This window comes from Anaerotignum sp. (assembly GCF_030625865.1).
Taxonomy (GTDB): Bacteria; Bacillota; Clostridia; order Lachnospirales; family Anaerotignaceae; genus Chakrabartyella.
The window spans coordinates 1-24,622 of the sequence record NZ_DAOUQB010000021.1 but is presented as its reverse complement, the minus strand read 5'-3'; the positions used below and the strand labels follow the sequence as shown (position 1 = coordinate 24,622).

Sequence of the window (24,622 nt, the reverse complement as noted above, 5' to 3'; positions counted from 1 at the left end):
TTACCCCTCTTTTAGAACTGAAATAAATTCATTAGCGATTTCCTTATATTGATTAAAGCCTGTCAGCTGATTAAATATTTCTTCAAGTGAGCCTTCACTGCTTTTTTTCTGCAGTTCTAAAAACGTACCGTCTGCTACAATTTGACCATCATTAATAAGAATGATTCTATCACTAATCTTTTCAACAACTTCTAATATATGTGATGAATAAAAAATCGTTTTCCCTTGTGCTGCAAGCTCTGCAATAATTTCTTTAAAAATCATTACACTATTTGCATCCAGCCCGCTTAAGGGTTCATCAAAAAATAAAATGTCAGGGTTGTGAAGAAGGCTTGCGATAATAAGAACCTTTTGTTTCATCCCTTTCGAGAACGAAGATATCCTATTGTTATAAAACCCGCCTATACCAAACAGCTCCATTAGCCTTTTGGCCTTACTGTCTACGATTTCAAAATCCAACCCATATATTTCTCCAATAAAAGTAAGATATTCCTGCACAGTAAGCGTATCATACATCTCTGCTGCTTCAGGAACGTAGCCGATTTTTTTCTTATATTTGACACTTCCCGATGATATATCTTCTCCAAACACTTTTACTTGACCTTGAAATCTGTCTAAAATTCCTAATAAAATTTTCACAGTCGTGCTTTTTCCAGCCCCATTCGGGCCTATGTAACCAATTATTTGTCCACCTTGTATCTCCAGATTAATTCCTTTTAAAACCTGCTTATCTCCAAAATTCATTCTGAGATCTTTAATAGAAATCAGTGATTCGCTTAATGAATTCATAAGTTTTTCTCCTTTTCCTTCCTACAGTATTCCTTAAATCTAAATCAAATTGTATACAAGAACGTTTTTTTGCTAATCTTATAACCAAAATATTCCTTAAATTCCAAAAAAGAAACATGCAATTTATTTAAGAGTAACATAAAAATCCCCAATATACTATTTCATTTTTTTTACAATTCAATCAGCGAAGATTTGTTACATAAGCTTTCTCATAGCATATGACTAATTCTTGTCTTATTGCTCATAGATATCTCCTTCCATAAAATTTTTTAGCTGTCGCAACGTACTTGTTCTTCGGTACTGAATAGTAGAACACATCATCTGCAACAATCACTTCAAGACCTAAAACATTAAAAATCCACTTGGTGTCAAAGTATTTTTCATTTGTATAAATCTGATTAATTTCCTTTTCGGACAAATCAGAAAAGATTACTTCCCGATTATGATTCTACCTAATTAAAAGATTCCAATAACAACCATACATTATAAATAATTTTCAATTCTCAATAGTCTATTATATTTTGCTGTTCTTTCTGTCCTACAAGGTGCACCTGTCTTTTAGGTGGTATCTCTACTAGCAAATGAACATGATCTGGCATCATATGTCCTTCTAAAATTTCTACGTCTTTCAAATCCTTTATTATTTTCTGTATGTCTTCCCGTAATTCATAATATATTGTCTCGTCTATATTTCGGTGTAAAAACCATGTGATACATGCATAACCATTTTGTGTGTGCTAAACTGTTTGCCATAAAGCATCATCCTTTCTTCTATAACATTTATTGGCTTGAGCACTTCTATTTTACATCAAGGATGTGCTTTTCGCTTAAGCTTTAATCTCACCCGCAGAGCGGGCGGTTGTTAAAGCCTGCTTCGCAGTCTTTCCTTACTAAAGTCCTAATTTAATAGCCCCCCTCGATATCATTCGAGGGGGGGACTTGGGAAGGGGTTTCGTCAATATTAAAAGAATAAGAAAAAGCTTTAGTAGCCCTGAATTGAATTTAAAGAACCATTTATTTTATTCTAAAAATGTTTTTGGGAATTTGATTTTTTCTTAATGTACAGCATTGCCATAAAGCTAATACAACTTTATTCCTTACTTTAGGTAAAATCTGTTGCAAAGTTTTTATATTGTAATTCCAGCTCCCTTTAATTCAGCAAGCACAAACTCTCTGCTCTCCTTAATTTCATCCATAATATAGTTTATATCTTCTTCAGAAGCAGTAGCCATGTCATAGTTTTTCACACAATTATGAATATATGACTTTTTTGCCTTAGATAAGTCATATTCTCTTGCCTTAATCATTCCAGGGTCTTCAGGGAATACTAAGGTTTTACCAGGTATTTCGTTATCAGGATCCCCAAACAGAACATCAACTCCATTTTGTTTTGCAAAAGTTAACTGAGGCATAGTATGTTTGCCAGCACCTGTATACTCTGTCTCTTGAACGATAATGATTTCATCTTCATTCATTTCCTGTGCCAACACAAACGCTGCAGTCAAAGATGTATTTCCCGCAGGTCCTCTTTCGTAGCCTTCCAAAACCGCCAATGCCTGCGTAATATAAAATACTTCACCTTGCTTCACAATTACATAACGATCCATATATCGTAGCGTTCTGGCTGCATTTCTAGGGCAATCGGAACGGTCAGGCCATGTTACAAAAGGAATTGCAAAACCAGTATGACCTGTGGTGCAAGATTTTTTGTTGAAATCTCCATTTGAAGCCATATGTAAGCCCTTTAAGTCAATGCTGGCACCAACCACCTGTGTTTTTGTTGCGTCTGCTTTGATTAACCCTCTGGCTGTACCTGTTAAATTACCACCGCCTGCATTGGTACAAACAACGACATCTGGATCTTTTCCATAACGCTGTCTGCATTGTTCTGCTAATTCATAACCCAGTGTTTCTACTCCCGCAATGCCAAAAGGTGTATATAATGAAGCATTAAAATATCCGGTTTCTTCCAATAGCCCAAGGAATGTTGTAAACAATTCAGGCCCGACGGTAAGCTGAACCACTTCTGCGCCATATGCCTCACAAATACGCTGTTTTTCCAAAATTTCAGGCTGTCCAATTTTATCATTATCATAGCATTCTTGCACAACAATGCACTTTAATCCATTCATCGCCGCTTGCGCAGCAACAGCAGCTCCGTAGTTTCCACTTGTTGCAGCAATCACACCTTTGTAACCAAGCTTCTTTGCCTGCTGAACTGCTATTGCTGCTCTTCTTGCTTTAAAACTGCCTGAGGCATTGCAAGCTTCATCCTTCACAAGAATTCGGGCACCCTTACCTGCAGGTGCGTATTTTCTTGCCAGAGCTGTCAGATTGCGCATTTCTAATAAAGGGGTATTTCCTACTGCGTTTTCCAACTGCATCTTGCGCATCTCTTCGATGGAATAACCAACCTCATCCATCATTTTTTCATAATTAAAACCAATTCCTGCTAGTTCAAAATCTTCATAGCTAATTTGCATAGCTGCTTTCATGATTTCATTTTTTCTTGCATTTAAAGCCTCATAAGACATATCCTTAGCCATTATTTTTCACCTCCAAACAAAATTTCTTTTAACTGATGTTCAATTTTCAGAAGTTCTGGCTGGAATTCACCATAGTCATGAACATATCTGGAATTTACCTCAACCAATCTACCCTTTACAATTCTTCCTGTAGTGGTTTTCACCTCAAGTTCTTCATCCTCTTTTGCATCCTGCAGTGCTTCACCTTTTACCCACATTTTTAAGTCACACTTTTGGGTGTCCTCAGGTACCTGAGGTGCTCTGTGACCTGCTGGTAAAACAATGTTTTCAACTTGTACCCAATCACCTTTTTTTGCTGATATCATTTCTACACTCCCTTTTTATAAACTCTGTGCTACTTCATACTCTGCCTGTATCTCATCAGGCAATTTATCCATATAGTCTTTACGCCCAATACCTAAAAACATTGTGACAATCATTACCACCAGCATTATATAGCAGTAGAATACACAAGGCATAATCTGTAATGCTGTCAGAGGTGCAGCGCCATCAGCGGCAAACCCTAAAGTATAAATCATTGCCGGTGTCCATGGTAAACAATAAACCAATGTATTAGATTGAGCATCCATTAAGTTTGCAGTACGGTAAGGGCTGATACCGTGCTTGCGAGATAAAGGCTTAGCAAAAGATGCACCAACTGCTAAAATTGCAGGAGCATTCAAGCCCATTAATCCAGATAGAACAACTACCATTAAAGAAATGGTTAATTCTGCACTAAAAGGTGTTTTTGCTATTTTACCTAAAGAATCTAACAGCATGATATCGCCACGACCACGACGCATAATATTAATGGAGCCAAAGAGCAATAAAGCCAAAATACAAACCTGCAACATACTGTTAATACCAGTGTAAATCACACCGCCTACTGTACGGTCTAACCCCTCACCATAAACAGAAATGATTGCTGGAACTTTTGGGTTGGTCACATCAATTTGAATAAAGTCAAACAACCCAAAACCACAGCCAACTACGATACCAATCACAGTACCAACGGTTGTTGCAATGATAATATCGCCTGTTTTAATAGCAATAAAAATCGTTGCTACAACAGGAATAAACATAGATAATGTTTTAGCATTATATGCATATTCAATGACAGAACCCTCTGTTGAGCCAGTAACCATGCCATAAATAATAATACATGCAATTGTTAAAACACCTGCCGTTAGGGCATATTTCAAACGAGAACGAACAACACCGGGTACATCTACTCCCTGTGAGGTTGCCGAACAAATTGTTGTATCAGAGACAGGTGCTAAATTATCACCAAAAGCTGCACCGGAAATAATTGCCCCAGCCAATAAAGCAGGATTTCCACCTAAAGCAACACCTGCTGGATACAAAACACCCATGCCAGCTGCAATTGTGCCGAAGCCAGTCCCTGAAGCAGTTGCAAGAATTGCAGAAGAGATAAAGGTGATTACTGCAAAAGCAATACTACCCACACCGAACCCTGCTGCCACTCCAGCAACACCATCTGCTAAGCCTGACATACGTAACACTCTGGAGAACACACCTGCAAAAATCCAACATACAACAGGGATAATTGCCTCCTTACTTGCCATACCCTCTATAACCACATTAGCATACTGTGCCTTATCCTTTGCCAGAAAAAAGGGCAAAAGGATGGCTGCAAAAGCAGGAATCCACAGAGCGCCGTCGGAAATAGATCCCCATATAAAGGTTGTCAATACAATTAGAGACAAAAACACAATAAATGGTAAAAATGATATCCAGGTCCCTCCGTAAAACTCAAGTTTCTTTTCGTTTAAATCCATATTCTCTCCTCCTGTAATAAATATTTGAAATAAGATTACGTTATATTAATGAAGCAAAAGTCGTGCCAAATATTTTAAAAAAAGGAAACCTTGATTTTACAAGGTTTCCTTTTCTCAAATATAAAAGAAACTAGGAAAAAAATAACCATATGGAAATTTTTTTCCTAGCAAAATTATGCACAACGCTTATTTTGTTTCGATTTTATACTCTTGAATCTTATTAAACAACTGGCGCCTGCTCATCTTCATTTTTTCCGCAGCCCTAGAAATATTGTTATCACAAGATTCTAGTATTGCGGATATATACTGTCTTTCAAAATTTTGCTTTGCCTCCTTATAGGGCAAAAGCGGAACTCTTGCATTCCTTGTTTGGGGCCCACTCACATCCAAGGTCTCGGATAATCTAAGGATACCATCCCTAGAGAGAAGAACCATCCGCTCTATCATGTTTTTCATTTCACGAATATTGCCATAGTAGTCGTATTCCATCAAAAACTTTTCTGTATCCTTGTCTATTCTTTGGATATGCTTTCCTGTATCACCCACATATTTTCGTATAAAAAAATCTATTAGACTTGGAATATCCTCTTTTCTTTCTCGTAATGGCGGAATTTTAATCTCTATGGTATTAATACGATACAGGAAGTCCTCCCGAAAAAGTCCTTCTTTAACCCTTTGATGCAAATTTCTATTGGTTGCACTCACAAGACGAAAATCAACATCAATCAATCTGTTTGATCCAATCCTTTCAATCTGCTTTGCCTCCAAAACCCGCAATAAGGTTACCTGGGTGGCTAAACTCATTTCTCCAATTTCATCAAGAAAAATTGTACCGCCATTGCCTGCCTCAATTTTCCCAACTCTTTTTGTTACAGCGCCAGTAAACGCACCCTTCTCATGCCCAAACAACTCAGACTCAATCAATTTGTCTGGGTAGTTTTGGCAATTTAGAGGAATGAACAGCTTGTTGGAGCGCCTGCTTCTCAGATGAATTTCTTCGGCAACAATCTCCTTGCCAACACCCGTTTCCCCCGTAATTAATACATTTGCATTAGAATCTGCAACACGGTTAACCAGCTCCCAAACTTCTTGCATTTTTGAGTTTTTGCTGGTTAGATGAAATTTCTTATTTCTTTGTTTTATATTTTGATATTGTTCAGCTTTCAGCTCGATCAAGCTTTTAGCCTTTTTAATATCCAACAAAAGTTCTTCAGGTTTTGAGCCCTTCATTAAATAGCTAAAGGCCCCCAACTTTATAGTTTGCACCGCCGTTTCAATACTTCCATACCCTGTAACCATAATGACTTCTATGTTTTCTTTGTAGGATTCCTTTATTTTATTTAGAAGCTCAATGCCATTCAGTCCAGGCATCATAATATCCGTAATTACAAGGGGGTAATATTCCATCTCTAAAATATTTAAGGCTTGTGCAACACTCTGCGCTGTTTTAACTTGGTATCCAACGCTGTTCAACAGCATTTGCATGCTCTCTCTTGCATCCGCCTCATCATCCACCACCAATATTTTAAATAAATCAGACATCAAAATTCTCCTCTCCCAGCGGAAGTTTGATGGTAAAACAAGTACCTTCCCCTATCTTGCTCTCAACCTTAATACTTCCCGACAGTTTTTCCACCTCAGAATACACAACAAATAGCCCGAGCCCGGTACCCTTACCCAACTCTTTTGTCGTAAAAAATGGATTAAATAAATTTTCCATATTCTCTTCTGCAATGCCACATCCAGAATCTATACATTGAATTAACACGCCATCTTCTACCTTCTCACCCAATAGTGTTAACCTACCAAGATGCTCCATGGCATCTATGGCATTTGAAACTAAGTTAACTAAAATATGTTTTAACGCCTCCTCGTTACAACGGAACCAAAGCTCACTATTACAATCTATCTCTACTTCAATCTCTTTTTTCTTTAGCAAGTTTTCATGCAAAGAAATAATATCACCCAAATTTTTTGACAGGTTAATGGTTTCAATTTGATTTCCAGACACACGCCAGAAATTCATAACATTATCAATGATACATCCTGCCTTTTGCACATTTTCATCGATATATTTCAAAGATTTTTTACCCGTTTCACCCATATTCTGATTTTCTCTAAGCATATATGTATGCATTCGAATAATCGAAAGGGGATTCCTAATTTGATGTGCCATCCCAGCGGCTAACTGCCCAATAGCTAACATTTTTGATGACTGAAGCAATTGCTTCTTATTCACCTCATCCAATGTTATATCCCTCAGGGTAATCAAAGTTCCCCTTTCAAACTCTGTAAGTGAATAGGTTTTTACCTCATAGATTCTTTTCCCTGTTTTAACAAGTATTTTTTCATGCCGCGCAACTTCCTCTTCAGAAACTATATCAACATATCCCAATGAAAACTTATGCAAAATGATATCACAATATTGCCCAAAACAAAGGCCTCGGTCTAAACCGATATATTCTAATATGCCTTTGTTTGCATTTACAATGTTCCCAAACTGGTCAACCATAAAAATATATTCGGGGATACTGTCAAAAATCAACTGCAGTTCATTTCTACTTGCCTCCAGTTCCCTGGTGCGAATACGAACTTGTTTTTTCAACGAATGGTTATTTGCAGCAATCGTACCCACCAATATTAGCAATGCACCGACGCTGATGATTCCCAATCGAATATATTTCTTTGCACCGTTTGCATCTTTTAAGGGGGTTGAAATGCCAAACCACTTTTGCTGTATCTTTTCTAACTGCCCTTTCTTATTTACCTCTTTAATGGCATGATTTACAATTGGTAATAAATCTGCATTTTCTCTAGGCATACCCAATACAACAGGTTCTTCATACAGCGCAGTGTTTATCATCCTAATTTGTGCACTCTTTTTCCCAATATAGTAAGAAACGATAGGCTCATCTCCTATCACTGCATCTACCTGCCCTTGCAAAAGTAAATCCATCCCAGCGCCAACATTATCTACAAAAATCAAATCCGCTTCTGGAAAGTTTTTTTCGATATAGTAATTTGCATAATCCCCTTTTTCAGTTGCAATTTTCATTTCATTGATATCTTTAAAAGAGAATTTTGATTTTTCCTTTACAGCCAAAACCGTTCTTAAATTATATATCGGTTCTGTAAAAACATAATCTTTTGCTCGCTCCTCATTTACAAACATATCGCAAAAATCAGTTTCTCCCTCTTTTAGCTTCCATAATGCTTCTTCCCATTCATAGGGTTCCGTTTTTATCTCTACTCCCAATTCTAAGGAAAGTAGGGAAATATAATCAACAACCACACCCTTATATACCCCGTCTTCATCAAGAAATCTTAATGGAGGGGAGCAGATATTTGCCCCGTAAACCAAATAATCCTTTTCACTCAAATGTCTTTCTAAAATTATTTGCTTGTCCCTTTCAAATGTATTCTTCTTCGCATCCAAAAAAATAAAGAAAATAGCTACCACAATCATAATAAAAACGCCCAAATCAATAAGAATCTTCTTTTTATTTTCAAGGAAAACCTTTGCTTCCTCTTTATTACTTGATTTATGCAACCCTATTCCTCCTAAAGTTTTTTAACGAAAAACTCTCTATAAACTTCATTGTAATTATCATGTTGATGGCAGATATAAAAACTTGCCTTCCACTGTCAATAACGGTAACGTTTAAACTTGCTCAACTGCTACTTATCGTAAAATATTTATCATATACGCTAACGTCCATTTTAACATTTTCATACTCGTAATTACTTTTATCAAGCAATTCTATGCTCAACTCACTTTTTAAATATCTTTATCTAACTGCTCGAGAATTTTATTAGAATCTCCATGTACACACTTTTCATATTTTACCATTTCTGTATATTAACAGTATAAAATCTACAACGGACAAAAAATTTTCTTTAATACATGCACGAGGTATTTCATGATTTATCTTCACACAAGTGCACTTTTCTACCGAATCATACATATAGGTATCAACTTTATCCTTATCGCTGTCAAAATCTAAGTCTTTCAGCCTGCAATGCATCGGTTTACCAATGATGTTTCCATTTTGTTACCAAAAATCATCGGTAAATCGAGGTAGAGAAGTAATTGGGGTAAGCTTTGTCTTTATTCTTTTTTCAAAAACTCAATTACAATATCCCATAACTTTGAATCAAAGAACCAAGAACCGTGTCCATGTTCCACCACTTCAGCACGACAATTCGGAATGTTTTTTACCATAATTTCCTGTACGCTGACAGGCATGGAACCATCATACATTCCATTAAATACCAACGTCTCCGCCTTGATTTCAGATAATCGTTCTGTCGTATCATGCCCTAAGCCATTCCATCCCCTACTGGCAAATTATACAGTTACAGCATTTTTCCATATTCTCCAATAATTTCTCTTTGAGGTTTTTATGAATTTTATTTCACAACTAATATTCCCTTTTGTTTCAAATCTCGATTTTACTTTGATTAGCTTTTCCCTAGATTATATTTAAATCCTTGGCAATTAAAGCTGCTTGAGATCTTCTGTTTACATTTAACTTGCCATAAATACTTAAAACATGGGTTTTTATTGTATTTACTGATAAGTCAAGTTCATTAGCAATTTCTTTATTTGCCTTTCCTAAAGCTATAAAACTAAGTATCTCTTTTTCCCTTGCAGTCAATTCCTCGACTGCCACGTAATTAGCAACTTTTTTGTTCTCAACGGATTTTATAGAATGATGTAGTTTCTCAAGCAATAGTGTATGACATAATAAAGTTTTGATTGTTTCAATACATTCAGTAGAACACTCCTCTGAGTCCGAGTTTTTTTCAAGATAGAGTACGCCTAGCAAAACATCTTGAATACTCAGAGGAAAACAAAAAAATGATTTCATTGGATTATCATTTATATATGAATCATTTACAAAAATCCCTTTTTCTTGATAATACTTAATTTTAACAGTTTCATTTGTATTGAAAGTATAATAAATCATTTTTTTTGGGAGATTCTTATGCTCATAAAGTATAGACTTGTTAAAATCCGCAGAAGAATCCCTATTGTTTTTCATTAAAAAAACATGTAATTCATCATTTTTCTCTAAAAGCAAACAGCTTCTGCACACAGATGCAATATCAAATATAATATCCATAAGACGATTGAAAAGAGTGTAGAAATCATTTTCTGCAACTATAATTCTAAATGCTTCGGCAGCCCTATCGTACAAATTATTCTTTTTTATTTCTAATTTATAAACATTCATACTTCTTTTTTGCATAGCCAAATACGGATATTTTTGTTCTAAGGCTTTTAATTTTCCATCAGCGCCCCATTGCATATATTTCAAGTAAGCGTTATTTATGCATGTTTCTGCCAGCTTCCAATCTCCAACTGAATAAAAATATTTCCCTGCAAGTTCCGAAGCAATTGCTTCATTCTGGATAAAACCGCTCTCTGCAGCTGAACTAATTGCTTTTTTATATAAATCAGTAGCTTCCTCATACTTTTCCTTTATGCGCATTATCTCTGCTGATACTAAATAAAATTTGTGTGCAAAATTGAAAGGGCAACTCTCAAATAATTTTTGTAGTTTTTTCAGATTATTATGTAAAATCACTTTATATTTCATCCCGTTACAATTATCCGATAAAGTAATTAAAAGGGATTGATAGAATAAATATTCAACATGATGAGAAAATATTAATACCACATCTTCTCTTTTGTTCGTTTCCAAAACCAATTCCAGTGCTTCGTCATATTTTTCATTTAAAAAATAAATTTGCATTTTTGCAAGAAAATACATCATTATATATTCTTTTTGAAAATGCCTAACAAGTTCTTCTTCTTCCAAATATTCAATTTGTTGTATCTTAATTGCACGAAAAACTTTTGTCATACATGAAATAAAGTATGCATTTTTAATAGCTTTTATATTCATAGCCTGCTCGTATGCTTTGTTTGATTCTGTGATTAGTTTGTCAAAATTCAAACCCGTATTGAATAAAAAAATAATCTTTAATGGTAAAATATTAGCGGCAAATAAATTTTCACCAATTTCCATTCCTGCATTATACGCACGATCAAAGCAAACTAAATTATTTTGCCAATCATCTACCCAATAATTTATAAAACCTGCATTTATAAAATTGATTAAATAATCAAACTTATTTCTACCAATTTTGGTAAGTATTTCTTGTGATTTTTGTTTCAACTTTTTAACTTGTTCATAGTCATTTAAAAAAACACCGGAAATAAGGGCATATCCATTTAAGCCAAGTGAAGCATATTCAAAGTCACCATATCTAATGGATAAAACTGTAATGCGTGCTATCAAAATGTAATAAAGCCTTGGGTTTACTATTGTAGATGAAACAACTAATGCAACTAATAAATCAAGGAGAATTTCTTTTTCAATAGAAATTTCATTTATATCTTTTTCTATAAGAAAATCTTTAAAAAACAATTTAGATTTCATTACTTCCAATAAGATTCTATTCTTAGATGGCTCTATAGGAATACGTACTTCTAATTTGGCCAAAGCCTCTATTCCAACCCTAATTGCTTTTTCGTTTTCACCAATAGAATAATAAAGCATCACCTTACTCTTTAATACTTTCACACAGTCAATTTTGTTTTGTGCATATGACAATGCCGTTTCAAAAGCTACCTCTGCCTGTTGATATTGCTCATCTAAAAACAATGCATTTGCATATCCCAAATAAGCGTCGAACAATATCAAATAACAGTTATTTGAACTTTTATCCTCAATTAACTCTATTGCAATTTTAAAATAATATAATGCATCCATATAGGCTGAAGCTTTCAAGAGCATATTCGCACCTAAAGAAAAATATCTGCTCAATTCAATTTTTTCTTCATCACATTCAATTAATTCTAACGCTTGGACAAAATAATACAAAATGTTTATTAATATGCTATCATTTAATTTATCTTTATAATAAAGGAATGACTTGCGTCCTATTATTAAATATAATTGTTTCACCTCATCACTCATTTGCAAAAGAGTTTCTCTAAATTTATCATGGGTAAATTCAAAAACATTATAAGATTTTGTTGGGATAATAATCCCAGCCAAAAAAGCCTTATCCAACAATAGCAAAATATTTTGATTTGAAATATTCATAACTTGTGCCAATAATTCTAAAGAAAAAGTATTTCCAATTACTGCAGCATAATTTAAGCATTTTTTAGTTTCATCAGGTAAATCAATTATTTTTTCAATAATAATGTCGATGACATCCTTAGAAATTAGAAACTCCTCATAATTACTATACATTATGTGGTTATTTTCTATATACAACTTTATCTGGTTTAAATAAAAAGGATTGCCTAATGTGTTTTTGAAAAGAATATTGGTAATATCATTGATATCTGCAATTTTTGCATAATAATTTGAAATATATTCATATGTCTGCAAATATGTAAAATTTGTAACAGAAATCTGCTCAAAGCAATAATTAGAATTATTTTTTCTTATCTTATCAGAGAGTATTTTTATTTTATCACATTCTCTGAAAGCACATATCAAAAAAAAGCATTCCTTGTTCAAATTCTCACAAATATATTCAATTAATTTCAATGATGATTCATCCGCCCATTGTAAATCATCAATAAACATTATAATAGGATGATTTTTCAACGCCATTTCTTTCACAATTTTCTGAAAAACTGATTCAAAATATCCTTTATATCTTTGGGCGTCAATATTACCTGCCTTAACCTTATTATCAAAAATATATTCCAACTCAGGTATCAAAGAAAACAAAGCCTGAGAATTTTGTCCTATAATCTTTACCAATTTTTTTTTATTTATTTCTTTTTCAATCTTTGGAACTGAAAGCATATATTGAATTAATCCTCTTGCTAACTGAATAAAAGGATCATACGGTATATTTGCGCTGTGCTCATTAAATTTACTATAAATAAAAATATCTTTTTCCTTTTTCATGGTATTTACAGCGTATTTTACTAAAGCAGTTTTTCCACTACCCGATAAACCACTTACAAAAGCCAAACAGGGTTTGCCTTTAGTACTCTTAATAATCATTTCTTTTAATAATTTTATTTCTTCTTCTCGACCAAATAAACTGTCATTACTTTTTTTCATTATAAAATCCACTCTCCTTTCGAAATCACATCTGCTTTTCTCCTCCTCATAGCTTTTTATATTAAAATTTACTAATAAACAATTAAAATTAACACTTATTCGACCTTTGGCCTTTATGTGTTTATTCACTAAAAAATAACTAATATTCACATTTATTTTAACCAACATTATTTATACAAATTCAACAAGCTAAATAAATATAGGGATAATTACCATATTATTGCTAAATTATACAATAATTTACAAAATATTGCAATAATTATTTTTTTCTATCAAAATTATTCAATAACATTTATAATATTAAAAACCAAATGCAATAAAAAACCGCCAATCAAAAAAATGATTGACGGAAAAAATCCTTATATTTTTATATCAATTATTAAAATCCCAGTTGCTTTTATCAAATGAATATTCCTCTCAGCAATCTATACTGTTGCTGCCACGCTTCCGCTCTTATAAGATTACATAGTCAAATCTCTTTATAACTTTTTTTGAAATCAAGATAATAATCTTGCGTAATTAATAACGGATAAGTGATTCTTTACAATCATTCCTCAATAAGCATTTTCATTAGGTAACTACTTTGTTATGAATATGTATATCCATTTGGTGATATGGAATCGAAAGATTCTCTTCATCAAAACGTTTTTTTACAGTTTCTATTATGTCAAAATATACAGTCCAATAGTCTTTTGCTTTAACCCATACTCTTACTGTATAAATCATGGCACTTTCACCATGCTCCGACAACCTAACAAATGGAGTTGGCGCTTTGAGTGCCAACGGATGTTTATCCACGACATCAGATAAAGAGCGGATAACCTTTTCAAAATCCGCCTCATAACTTGCACTAAACTGAAAATCCACACGACGTGTATCTTTTTCAGAATAGTTCGTAATACAGGCATCCGAGAGACTACCGTTAGGAATGCGTATCACCTTATTGTCTAAGGTTACAATATTGGTATAAAGAATCTGAATCGCTTCTACATTACCAATGTAACCACTGACCTCTATAAAATCTCCTACTTTAAATGGTCTTATAGCAATTAAAAGAACACCACCTGCAAAATTTGATAAAGAACCCTGAAAAGCCAATCCAATCGCAAAACCTGCAGCAGCAAAAATTGCAACAAATGAAGCTGTATCTATTCCTAAGATACTTATAATTGAAATAGCTAATATAATTTTAAGTAAAACCCTAATTAACGTTTTAACAAAAGGTTTTAAAGTTGCATCTAAACCTTTTTTCTCTACAAATTTGCTAACTACTTTATTGATCCAACCAATAATAAGCATTCCAACAACAAAAACTACAACTGCAAATACAATACTTCTTATAATTGGTATTATCATTGGGAATAGTTCAATCATTTTTTCCTCCTTATATATAGAACTTAACTTTTCTACTTATCTTATTTCAGACCATACGTGCGTCAAACGAATTAAATTTTCATTTTTTTCATTACCTGACTCTGCTTTACTTTCTATATTTTTTTCTTCATTTTCTTCTATTATATAATTTTTCTCTATAAGCTTATCCCATGAACGTTCTTTGTCCATAATCAGCAAGTCATAGATTGCTTTCATAATAAACTCTTTTACTGGCATATTTTGTTCTGAAACAGCATATCTTATTGCCCGTTCCACGTTACATGCTTCAGTTGAATGTAGCTTAGCAACATCCTTATACAAATCGGACAGTCTACTATAGCTATCAACATCTTCGACCCCCAATTGAACTGCTGACATTAGAAACTTAAACCCATTATTAGATCGTTTAATGTCAAAATCACGAAAATATTTATAGATGTCAATTATACTTACCATTTCTTTACCCCCTTCTTAAATTCGCTAATACTATTTAAATTCCGACAAAAATTATTTAATACTAAAGTATCTCAATTTCTAATTTTTGTCTTCGCCCATTTGGGTGATTTTTCATTTTTTTTAATTTACTACAATAATTGTCCTAAATATAAATTTCACATCACCCAAACGGGTGAGAAAAACTTATCTCCAGCAATTATGCCCAAGTGGTTTAAAACTATTTTATTAACTTAAGAACTCAATCTAACCCGTTTTGGTGAGGCTAAAGGGCAAAAGAAATCACCGTATCTTTTATTACAATCTTTATAAGTTTCCTTGCATTTTATTAAGTCTGTAAAAAATTAACGCAGCCACATTTTGATTAAAATTCTCCTACAACGCAACCTAGTTGCATTTCAGCGCACCTTCTTCATCGTAAGATTTCTAACTTCTCACTAAATCATAATTTTATTTTCACTTATTACTGAGCATTTGTATCCAACCTTTTGTATACATTATAGAAAAACCACTTTTTTTAATAAAAACACGAAAAAATCAAGAAAAAATAAGAAAATCTACTTATTTTTTTGTAAAAAACTTTATTTTTTGTCGAATTTTGCCGAATTAACGAGTGGATAAATATCCCAACGAACGAAACACCATTAATTATCTACCCATAACTTGGTAACATTCAAAATTACACATTCAAAAAGAAAGGAATTATTATGAAAACAATATTTATTAAATGCATGGCAATATTACTTATTTTATTGGAGGTCAACAATAGTGTTGCTTTCTCTCAGGAAACTTCAAATATTGTACTTCCTGATTACCAAGCAATTATGTATTTGGTTGATAATAATATAATTAGCAGCTGTGATGATGGAATACTTAATCCAAACGAACCATTGACAAACGGAGAATTTTCCGTTATGGTTTGTAAGGCTTTTTTTAAGGAAGACTTTAAAGATGGGTTTTCACAAGAAAAATGTCTGAACTATATTAACAATCAAGGCTTTATGAAGGAGCGGACTTATAACACAGACTCAATATATTCGCCTATTCAGTTATTTGCAGTTGCAAATATTTTAGGCAGCATTAAGCAATGGACACTACCCTATTCAAGCAACTGTTATGATATTTCTTACACAGATTGGAATAATATTGACACCAAATATCAGGATAAATTATTTGCTTCCATTTCAGCCGGCTATATTACACCTTCCTCAACAGAAAACATTTATCCCAACGGACCAATAACAAGAGCTGACTTTTGTAAGATGTTGTATCAAATTTTAGTTGTAAACTCAGATCCAATATTTCCCATTCCTCAGGTGTTGCAGGATATTGATTTAATTTACTTAGACAATAACACCCAACTATATAGTTCCCCCGCAGTATATCAATTAAAATCGTTGCCAGAATCAGTTTTGGAATCATTTATTAAAGATAATTGGAAACTTGTGCTTGTCAAAGGGAATATGGATAAAGTGGCAGGTAGTTCATATTCATATGCCATTGGATTAACAATTTACAATGATCACACTATTGGAATGTGTTCTCGTTATATAAATCTTCAAGGATACAATCCAATAAACCATGAATTCGGTCATTACTTAGACTTCAAAACTGGCATTTCAAATACCCTAGCTATGGATAACTGTGTAAACAAAGAAACATACATTTTAAAGAACATCACAGGCAGAGATTACTGTGCGAAATCAAACAAAGAATTTTTTGCCGAAGCGTTTATGGAATATTGTTATATGGACTCAGTAGAGTTCGATACAAAAATGCCACTGACAAAAGCCTTAATTGAAACAGCGCTTGCTCAACTCCTCGATTAATCTATTAAGGCTATCTTCATAGAACGCATAACAAAAACGTGGATTTTGTCCACGCCTATAAATCAATGTTCATCATGCTTTGTCTCTACCTTCTCCACATGCTATCTATGCAAGGAGAGCGGCATTTCTGTTGCCGCCCTCCTGCAATATTGTATAAATCTGTACTTGATTATTTTTATGGTCTTTCGTATTTTGCACTATCGTAGAAATAATCAGAAGTTAGGCTTAACCACTGCTCCGATGGCCGGGTTCCCGTGTACTCATGGTCGTTCGTAGCCTCGATTACTTCATAGTAATACCATTCTGAGCTGTCATTGTCCGACCATTCCTTAAAACCTGGCATAACACCATCTGCCTCTACTCCACGATAGAGCATACGGTTGATAATCGTCATGGCTTCCGCCCTTGTAATTGGCTGATTCGGACGAAATGTTCCGTCGGAATAGCCACTAATCCAACCGTAGTACGAAGCAGTCGATATATGCTGATATGCCCAGTGTGTTGTAGCAACATCAGTGAAGCTGACCGTTTGCGACTGTGCTCCCATAAATCTGGCAGCAATGGCAACAAATTCAGCACGGGTAATGACTTTGTTGCCGCCAAAGGAACCTTCTGGATAGCCGCTGATATATCCTCCTGAAGCCATGGAGGACACAGCCTTGTTATACCACAAATCCTGAGTTACATCACTAAAACTATTACTGCTGGTAAAAATTTCATCTCTACGAGAAGCTGTCAGTAGCCTGTAGAACATTGCGGTGACTTCAGCACGAGTTACGTTACCATTGGGGCGCACCGTACCATCTGGATAGCCAGCCACATATTTAAAGTGATCTGTGCTATTAAGCACAGAGGGCGTATCGGCACTAGCCTCTTCATCTTCAGCACCCGTATTGCTACCATTTTTACTGTTGGTAACCGTCAATGATTCACTAGCATTGCTGATTGTAAATGAATGCTTCCTAGTGTCCAGCTTGTAACCGGAAGGCGCCTCCGTCTCCACAAAATAATAGTTTCCATTAGAAAGGCGATTAACTTTAATTTTGCCATCATCATCGGTGGTATAGGTACCAATAGCTGTTCCACTACCCTTATAGAGCTTAAATGTCGCACCCTCCAAATAGGTAGTGCTTGAATCTTTATCTACCTTAGTTAATGTAACGGAATAGGTGCTACTACCACCGCTACTGCCACCGCTGGAATTCCTACTCCATTTGGCAAAAAGCGTCATAGCACTTGTTACAGCATTGGCGGTAAAGTCCCACTCAGTGGTATAGTTCGTATCAGTATACCACCCTGCGAAGCTATAACCAGAACGTGTGGGATTATTGGGTGCAGTAATCGTTGAGCCATAGGTTACATCCGTAATTTTGGCTACAGAACTACCCCCCTGAGAATCGAACATAACCGTAAATACTCCAAACACGGGATTATTTCCGCTGTCTATCCATGCTTCCCAACCATTAGCGGATGCCTCAGTGTTGAGAGCGTCCAAAATCAGTACATCTATATCAGTATAATTGCTGGTTCCAGTGGTATATGTTGAGGTTACCACTTGATCGTTTGCGAGCTGCTCTGCTGTTAATCCGGTAAGACTTGCAACAGCGGCTGCAGCATCTTTATCTCCAATAGAGCCATAAGACGAACTATAAAGAAAATATCCATTAGTGATATTGCTGCTCTCTAAATATCCGGTAAAATCACCAGCATATGTGGCTTCGTTATTACTCATTGCACTAAGCGGCATGATTGCACCCGAGGCATAGGCATTTGATACAGAAGAATTATCCAGAATATATCCGACTAATCCCCCACAGCGTTGCACGTTTGCCTCGCACCAGCTTGTAACATCACCTGTTGTATAACAATTATCTGCTTCTGCAGAATAAAGCTTTCCTATTAAGCCGCCAATATTAATAGGGTATTTATCATTCGTCGTAGAAGATAGATTTTCAGCGTTAACAGAACCCGTTGAGTAAGCATTTATAAGAGTCGCAAAACCTCCATTCCTGCCTCTAAACGTACCCACCAGACCGCCTGCATCGATGGAACCAGAGGCATTGCCATTTTTCTGGTAAGCATTAACATCTCCCGTTGCGCAGGAATCTTCTAGGCTGACGTTATTTTCGGCAACAAACCAACCCACAAGGCTTCCAACCTTTAAGTTCGCATTACCATTCTGTGTTGCCGTCATATTAATGGAAGATTCACAGCCGGATATATTTGTATCTACTGTGTACCCAGCAAGACCGCCTACATACAGCGGAGTTGCTGCTTCGTCCATCACTGCCGTAACAGCGCCTTCCACAGTAACATCTGTGATCGTTCCGGTATTAACATATCCGAATAGCCCTGCAACCATCTGGTCTGTAGTTTCAACCGTTATACCAGATATGGAATACCCCGCACCGTTGAAGGTACCAGAGAAGGGATGATTAATTTCCCCAATCGGCGTCCAATAATAACCAGAAAGATCAATATCTTCTGCAAGTGTAATGGTGTAACCACTATAATCCATTCCATCATTAACATTATAAGCAAGGAGTGCTAATTCCTCTGCGCTAGTAATTATAATGGTTTTCTCTGTTGTATCCTCATCGCTGAAACTGTCCATACGACAGTCTATCCAAAAATCCGATGACGTCCACTTGGCATAGAGTGTAGTGCTCTCTGTTACTGTATCGTTATCAAAATCCCATTCGGTTGTGCACGCTGCGTCTTTATACCAACCATCAAAGATATGTCCACTATAAGTCGGTTCGTCTGGCTGGGTAATCGTTGTATTGTATTCCACATCTGTAATATCATCTACGCTACTACCGTTCTGGGAATCGAAGTCAACTGTATAGATTGCATCAGTAATTTGGATATTATCCACATAACATGTCGATTTTAAATCACTGCTATTGTCTGTGTTGTCATTTAATGAAAGAGTAAGCAACGGAGTAGTATTACTGTTACTTATTAATTTATCGAGATCATCTCCTTCTAGGGTACCATCTATGTATACATCACATGTTTCTTCCGTTGTGTCCAAAACCATTCGTACGTTATACCATGTATCAACCGAAAATGCACATAGTTCGTCCAACCCCGGCGAGGATGCTTTACCAAAATATATTTTTCCATCATCATAGTTAAATTCTAGTCGTATTTTTTCGCCGCTGATAATGGCTACAAGCCCAGCATATCTTGAATCGCTGCTGGCTGTTCCGCCGTCACTTCCGCTGACAAATATATCTGCCGACAACTCCACCTTGTCGCTGTCGAATACATACTCTGTGGTCTCTCCTGTTGCGCATGTTACCCTATTGTAAGTGTCGCTGGTGTTCCCATCCAAATACATTTTCCAGACATTCTCATATGTTGAGTCATAATATTCAGTTTCCGTCAAATTGCCTGCTTCACCATAAGTGCCATAAGATATCTCTGTCAATAAATTGGAACTTCCTTCGAAGTCTTCTGAAATGGTCGTGGCCGCATTAGCTATAATAGGAACAGCTCCCATGGAAAAAACAAGAACCAAAGCTAATATTTGTGCTAATTTTCGTTTCAATGATTTCATTTCTCTACCCCCTATTTCAATTATTATTATTCCCTTTTTTTGTTCGTGCTACACCGCTGTTTTACAAAGCTAGATTTGTCCAACACCATATCCAAGCATAATACCTACAACTAAACAGATGTCTGATACAACTCTTCACCACTAGCAAAACTACTAGCCATGCTATGAGCGGGGTTAACGGATGCGTCAATCATCAGCAGTATGCCAATAAGGTGAACAAAGCCATGGTCAATGTCCTCGTAATACCAGGTTTCAGGTTTTACCTGTAGAGAAGAGTTGACACCTCCTTTTTGCAGCTACTCACTTTTGTGTCTACTTAATTTAAATGTAGATCAAAAATAAATTAAATTTTAAAATCTAATATATCCTATAACCTACTAAAAAAGAGCCCTTTTACCCTAAAATAACCTATAATTCTTCTTTTGTCTTCACCCATTTGGGTGATATTGTAAAAAAATCCAACGAATTTTTACTTTTTGAATTTGTATGTAAGTCTTTAGGTATAGTTTAGTAAAATATCACTAAAACAAAGAGATGCTACTAGTATCAAACAATCACTATGCACCCGAACTCAAAGAAAAAAGTCTCCCCCTCTATCTAGAAAAAATTTGGACGAAAAAAAGCCTTACCGAAGAATATCATCTCAGGCAAGGTACAATTACATATTGGTTACACAACAGCATCACAACGATGCCAAACAAATTCCACAATCCATTTAAAAACGCTTCTTATAATGAAAGTAAAACACCTACGAAAAGAGCTTTCAGAAACAGAAAAGAAAATACCTTCTTAAAAAAGCGGCGACGTTCTTTGCAAATATCAAAATATATGTTTTACACTAAGGCTAGACAATAGCTTTATACGTTTGTAATTTGTACAATATAATTTTTATTATTTTTAAATTTGCCTGCCTTTAACTTCTAATTAACTTATTTGCATTCAATGTTTCAAACAAAATTCGGGTTTGTTTTCGTATTTACAGATTGCGAATGGGCCAATAAAAACTCACTTCAACCGTCTGTGGTTTTTCCAAACTATAATCAGAAAAGGGAGTACTTTTACAGTTGTAAGTTACGTATTAGCAATTGCCGCTTTGTAAATAACAACCTCTATTTTAGAGAACATTTTATGGGAACAGTTGCTTTAGTGATACATCAACTACATCATTTTACGATTGTACCAGGATTCTATATATTCAAAGATTGCAGTAAATGCATCTTTTGAATCAATATATGTTTTTTGATGGACTTCTTCTTTCTTAAGTGATGCATGAAATGATTCTATACAAGCATTGTCGTAGGGACACCCCTTCCGGCTAAACGAATGCCGGATTCCATGCTTGAGAAGATACTTTTCAAACAGATCACTTGTATATTGAGTACCAAGATCACTGTGATGAATAATTCCTGTTGGATTTGATGCATTCAGGCAGGCATTCTCAACTGCTCTCAATGCCAGCTCAGCAGTCATAGAAGTTCCATATGCCCAACCGATTATTTTTTTACTATAGAAATCCATGACTGAGGCCAAAGAAGTCCAATCATCCTTTAATGTATGGATATATGTGATATCCGTACACCACTTTTGATTGATACCAGTGGTTGTAAAGTCTTGTTTTAATATATTTTTCCGTTCAATAACCTGCTGATTGCTAGGATAATGACGGTATTTCTTTATTACAATAGAATGCAGGCCAAGAACTGACATGTGTCTTTGTACACGTTTTAAACTGACAAAGCGTCCATTAGAAATCAGCACCTTTTGAATTTTAGGTGCTCCATAACGTTTTTTGCTTTCATAGTATATCGTTTGGATTTCTTCATGGAGTTTCTGACAGTCCAGTTATACTGACAACAGGTTCATCAGACTTTCAGTTTGCACTAGATGGTTCATTGGCTGAACTCCTTTTCTATATTCATAATAAATAAACATTACTTCATGGCAAACAACATAAAAACTGCCGTGCAAAATTTATAAACTTAAATATAAAAAATTTCGTCTTGTAATTTTATTGAAATAGTAGTAAAATATAAGAAAATTTAAAGATTGGAGTTGAAAAAATGATTAACTTTTCTTGCTAATAATTTAGGCATTATAACATTTATAATGGTTTACCATTGTTTTGTTGTGCTAAATTGCAAGAAAGTTATATGATTTTTTAAGGCTCTTATATGGACTGACATATTTTATAATATTGTCTTGTTTTATTTAGGCTGTAAGAATTAACTTTCTTGCAGTCTATATTTTTTAAGGAGGACAATAAATGTCACAAATAAATATTTCAAACTTAACTTTTTCATATGATGGAAGTTACGATCCCGTTTTTGAAAATGTCAGTTTTCAAATAGATACTGATTGGAAACTTGGTTTTACAGGAAGAAATGGTAGAGGAAAAACTACGTTTTTAAACCTATTACTTGGAAAATATGAATATCGAGGTACAATTTCAAAATCTATAGATATGGCATATTTTCCGTACCCAGTTGTGAATATGACTCAATTTACAATAGATGTCGTGGAAAATATTTACCCAAATTATTTACTATGGGAATTATTAAGAGAGTTAAACTATCTAAATATTTCTGACAAGGTATTATATCGTCCATTTAATACTCTGTCCAGTGGGGAACAAACCAAAATTCTGCTTGCTGTTTTATTTTTAAAAGAGAATACATTTTTGCTGATTGATGAACCTACAAATCATCTGGATGTTGAAGGCAGGCAAATTGTAAGCAAGTATCTCAGCCACAAGAAAGGATTTATCCTAGTTTCCCATGATAGAGATTTTTTAGACGTTTGCATAGATCACATCCTTTCAATCAACAAAAATAATATTGAAATACAAAAAGGAAACTTTTCTTCTTGGTACCAAAACAAACAGTTGCAAGATTCATATGAAATCGCACAAAATGAGAACTTAAAAATTGAAATAACAAGATTAAATAAAGCCGCAAAGGAAAAACGGTTATGGGCTGATAAAACAGAAGCTAGTAAATTTGGAGATGGCCCCTGTGACAGAGGATACATTGGACACAAAGCAGCCAAATCCATGAAACGAGCCAAATCCATTCAAAAGCGTATGAAAAATAACATTAATGAAAAACAAAAACTATTAAAAAACATTGAAACCGCAGAAAATTTAAAAATAGAGCAATTGGAACATCACAACAATAAGTTGATTTCATTTGATAATGTTTCGGCCTATTATGAGGAAAATACAGTATTTGAACATATTTCTTTTTCCATTAATGCAGGTGATATTATTTCTGTATGTGGTAAAAACGGTTCAGGCAAATCAACAATTCTAAAATTAATATGCAGAGAAAATATCTCCCATACAGGAGCGATATATATTGCACCTGAACTTAAAATCTCATATATTTCACAAGATACCTCTATGCTTCGCGGTAATTTATCCGAATATGCAAAACAATGTAGTATTGATGAAAGCTTGTTTAAATCAATTTTGCGAAAATTGGATTTTTCACACATACAGTTTGAAAAAGATATTTCTGTTTTCAGTGCAGGTCAAAAAAAGAAGGTTTTAATTGCGAAAAGCCTTTGCGAAAAAGCACATATTCATATTTGGGATGAACCGCTTAACTTCGTTGACGTGTTGTCCCGCATACAATTAGAAAGATTAATACTTGAATTTAAGCCCACGCTTTTGTATGTTGAACATGACAAAACATTTTGTGAAAATATATCAACGAAAAAAATATTCCTATAAAATTCTCTAAGGTGTTTGATGAGTGATTCCTCATCAAACACCTTTAAGTTGGTATGTAACAAAATCCCACTTGACCTTGAAAGATCAGAATCACTACTCCTTCAATATCCAATATAATCCATAGAATCGTTGCAAAAAGAAGTTATTGGCCATCTAAAAACTACATACTTTGATTAAATAGCAAATTAAATTTATATCAGTATTGCTACTCTCAACAGTAACCGCCTGTTCGAGAAAAGTAGTTCCAGATCTAGAGGCGTCGCCAGACGCACTATCTGGTATCTCAAAGTGGTCACTTTTAAGACTTAAACTGCATTACAGTTGCATTACTTTCAATTTTATCTTTTAGCTTATTAACTGTATCCGAAAAAGGAACAGCGGCTTCATTAAAACTGCTAATTTGGGTATTGATAGCTTCAATTATACTTGTTTTTGTGTTTAACCAATTTTCTTTTG

The 24,622-nt window shown here is 34.7% G+C and carries 15 protein-coding genes and 2 pseudogenes; 2 read left to right on the top strand and 15 right to left on the bottom strand.

Annotation, left to right across the window (positions count from 1 at the left end; all coding sequences use genetic code 11):
- From P9Q65_RS07585 to P9Q65_RS07530, 13 genes and pseudogenes are all read right to left on the bottom strand, one after another.
- The gene (locus P9Q65_RS07585) at positions 1 to 789 is read right to left on the bottom strand and encodes an ABC transporter ATP-binding protein (RefSeq protein ID WP_304508778.1); all 789 of its coding nucleotides are present in this window, start codon (positions 787 to 789) and stop codon (positions 1 to 3) included.
- A gap of 483 nt (positions 790 to 1,272) precedes the next feature.
- Positions 1,273 to 1,347: pseudogene (locus P9Q65_RS13430) on the bottom strand (hypothetical protein); the annotation flags it as partial.
- Positions 1,338 to 1,542, bottom strand: a pseudogene (tnpA, locus tag P9Q65_RS07575) (IS200/IS605 family transposase); the annotation flags it as partial. The pseudogenes P9Q65_RS13430 and tnpA, both read right to left, overlap by 10 nt.
- Positions 1,543 to 1,916: 374 nt before the next feature.
- Complete coding sequence (gene ortB, locus P9Q65_RS07570) at positions 1,917 to 3,335, bottom strand: 2-amino-4-oxopentanoate thiolase subunit OrtB (protein WP_304508777.1); 1,419 nt, start codon at positions 3,333 to 3,335, stop codon at positions 1,917 to 1,919.
- Positions 3,335 to 3,640, bottom strand: a complete 306-nt coding sequence (gene ortA / locus P9Q65_RS07565; RefSeq protein WP_330695292.1) for a 2-amino-4-oxopentanoate thiolase subunit OrtA — start codon at positions 3,638 to 3,640, stop codon at positions 3,335 to 3,337. The genes ortB and ortA overlap by 1 nt, the downstream gene beginning before the upstream one ends.
- 15 nt (positions 3,641 to 3,655) lie before the next feature.
- A complete protein-coding gene (locus tag P9Q65_RS07560) occupies positions 3,656 to 5,113 on the bottom strand; it encodes a Na+/H+ antiporter NhaC family protein (protein WP_304508775.1) in 1,458 nt (485 codons plus the stop codon).
- A 186-nt stretch (positions 5,114 to 5,299) separates the two neighbouring features.
- Positions 5,300 to 6,655: a sigma-54-dependent transcriptional regulator gene (locus tag P9Q65_RS07555; RefSeq protein WP_304508774.1), complete on the bottom strand. Its 1,356-nt coding sequence runs from the start codon at positions 6,653 to 6,655 to the stop codon at positions 5,300 to 5,302.
- Positions 6,648 to 8,663, bottom strand: a complete 2,016-nt coding sequence (locus P9Q65_RS07550) for a transporter substrate-binding domain-containing protein (RefSeq protein ID WP_304508773.1) — start codon at positions 8,661 to 8,663, stop codon at positions 6,648 to 6,650. The genes P9Q65_RS07555 and P9Q65_RS07550 overlap by 8 nt, the downstream gene beginning before the upstream one ends.
- 121 nt (positions 8,664 to 8,784) lie before the next feature.
- Complete coding sequence (locus P9Q65_RS13425; protein WP_442870841.1) at positions 8,785 to 8,883, bottom strand: hypothetical protein; 99 nt, start codon at positions 8,881 to 8,883, stop codon at positions 8,785 to 8,787.
- 338 nt (positions 8,884 to 9,221) lie between these two features.
- Entirely contained in the window at positions 9,222 to 9,389 is a 168-nt protein-coding gene (locus tag P9Q65_RS07545; RefSeq protein ID WP_304508772.1) for a hypothetical protein, read from the bottom strand.
- A 196-nt stretch (positions 9,390 to 9,585) separates the two neighbouring features.
- Positions 9,586 to 13,215: a helix-turn-helix transcriptional regulator gene (locus tag P9Q65_RS07540; protein WP_304508771.1), complete on the bottom strand. Its 3,630-nt coding sequence runs from the start codon at positions 13,213 to 13,215 to the stop codon at positions 9,586 to 9,588.
- Positions 13,216 to 13,785: 570 nt separating this feature from the next.
- The gene (locus P9Q65_RS07535) at positions 13,786 to 14,589 is read right to left on the bottom strand and encodes a mechanosensitive ion channel family protein (protein WP_304508770.1); all 804 of its coding nucleotides are present in this window, start codon (positions 14,587 to 14,589) and stop codon (positions 13,786 to 13,788) included.
- Positions 14,590 to 14,625: 36 nt separating this feature from the next.
- The gene (locus tag P9Q65_RS07530) at positions 14,626 to 15,045 is read right to left on the bottom strand and encodes a sporulation initiation factor Spo0A C-terminal domain-containing protein (protein ID WP_304508769.1); all 420 of its coding nucleotides are present in this window, start codon (positions 15,043 to 15,045) and stop codon (positions 14,626 to 14,628) included.
- A 704-nt stretch (positions 15,046 to 15,749) separates the two neighbouring features.
- Between P9Q65_RS07530 and P9Q65_RS07525 the strand changes: the two genes are divergently transcribed.
- Entirely contained in the window at positions 15,750 to 16,871 is a 1,122-nt protein-coding gene (locus tag P9Q65_RS07525; RefSeq protein WP_304508768.1) for an S-layer homology domain-containing protein, read from the top strand.
- A 175-nt stretch (positions 16,872 to 17,046) separates the two neighbouring features.
- Here P9Q65_RS07525 and P9Q65_RS07520 read toward each other — a convergent pair whose 3' ends face one another.
- Together P9Q65_RS07520 and P9Q65_RS07515 are read right to left on the bottom strand one after the other, a co-directional pair.
- Entirely contained in the window at positions 17,047 to 20,436 is a 3,390-nt protein-coding gene (locus tag P9Q65_RS07520) for an InlB B-repeat-containing protein (RefSeq protein WP_304508767.1), read from the bottom strand.
- A gap of 1,158 nt (positions 20,437 to 21,594) precedes the next feature.
- Complete coding sequence (locus P9Q65_RS07515) at positions 21,595 to 22,278, bottom strand: IS3 family transposase (RefSeq protein WP_304508811.1); 684 nt, start codon at positions 22,276 to 22,278, stop codon at positions 21,595 to 21,597.
- A gap of 421 nt (positions 22,279 to 22,699) precedes the next feature.
- Here P9Q65_RS07515 and abc-f point away from each other — a divergent pair, with 421 nt between their 5' ends.
- Positions 22,700 to 24,166: a ribosomal protection-like ABC-F family protein gene (gene abc-f / locus P9Q65_RS07510; RefSeq protein WP_304508766.1), complete on the top strand. Its 1,467-nt coding sequence runs from the start codon at positions 22,700 to 22,702 to the stop codon at positions 24,164 to 24,166.
- Positions 24,167 to 24,622: the final 456 nt, after the last annotated feature.

Bases quoted from the DNA above. Each gene is read 5' to 3' on its own strand.
- P9Q65_RS07585 (WP_304508778.1), bottom strand. From the start codon at position 789: ATGAATTCATTAAGCGAATCACTGATTTCTATTAAAGATCTCAGAATG.
- ortB (WP_304508777.1), bottom strand. From the start codon at position 3,335: ATGGCTAAGGATATGTCTTATGAGGCTTTAAATGCAAGAAAAAATGAA.
- ortA (WP_330695292.1), bottom strand. From the start codon at position 3,640: ATGATATCAGCAAAAAAAGGTGATTGGGTACAAGTTGAAAACATTGTT.
- P9Q65_RS07560 (WP_304508775.1), bottom strand. From the start codon at position 5,113: ATGGATTTAAACGAAAAGAAACTTGAGTTTTACGGAGGGACCTGGATA.
- P9Q65_RS07555 (WP_304508774.1), bottom strand. From the start codon at position 6,655: ATGTCTGATTTATTTAAAATATTGGTGGTGGATGATGAGGCGGATGCA.
- P9Q65_RS07540 (WP_304508771.1), bottom strand. From the start codon at position 13,215: ATGAAAAAAAGTAATGACAGTTTATTTGGTCGAGAAGAAGAAATAAAA.
- P9Q65_RS07535 (WP_304508770.1), bottom strand. From the start codon at position 14,589: ATGATTGAACTATTCCCAATGATAATACCAATTATAAGAAGTATTGTA.
- P9Q65_RS07530 (WP_304508769.1), bottom strand. From the start codon at position 15,045: ATGGTAAGTATAATTGACATCTATAAATATTTTCGTGATTTTGACATT.
- P9Q65_RS07525 (WP_304508768.1), top strand. From the start codon at position 15,750: ATGAAAACAATATTTATTAAATGCATGGCAATATTACTTATTTTATTG.
- P9Q65_RS07520 (WP_304508767.1), bottom strand. From the start codon at position 20,436: ATGAAATCATTGAAACGAAAATTAGCACAAATATTAGCTTTGGTTCTT.
- abc-f (WP_304508766.1), top strand. From the start codon at position 22,700: ATGTCACAAATAAATATTTCAAACTTAACTTTTTCATATGATGGAAGT.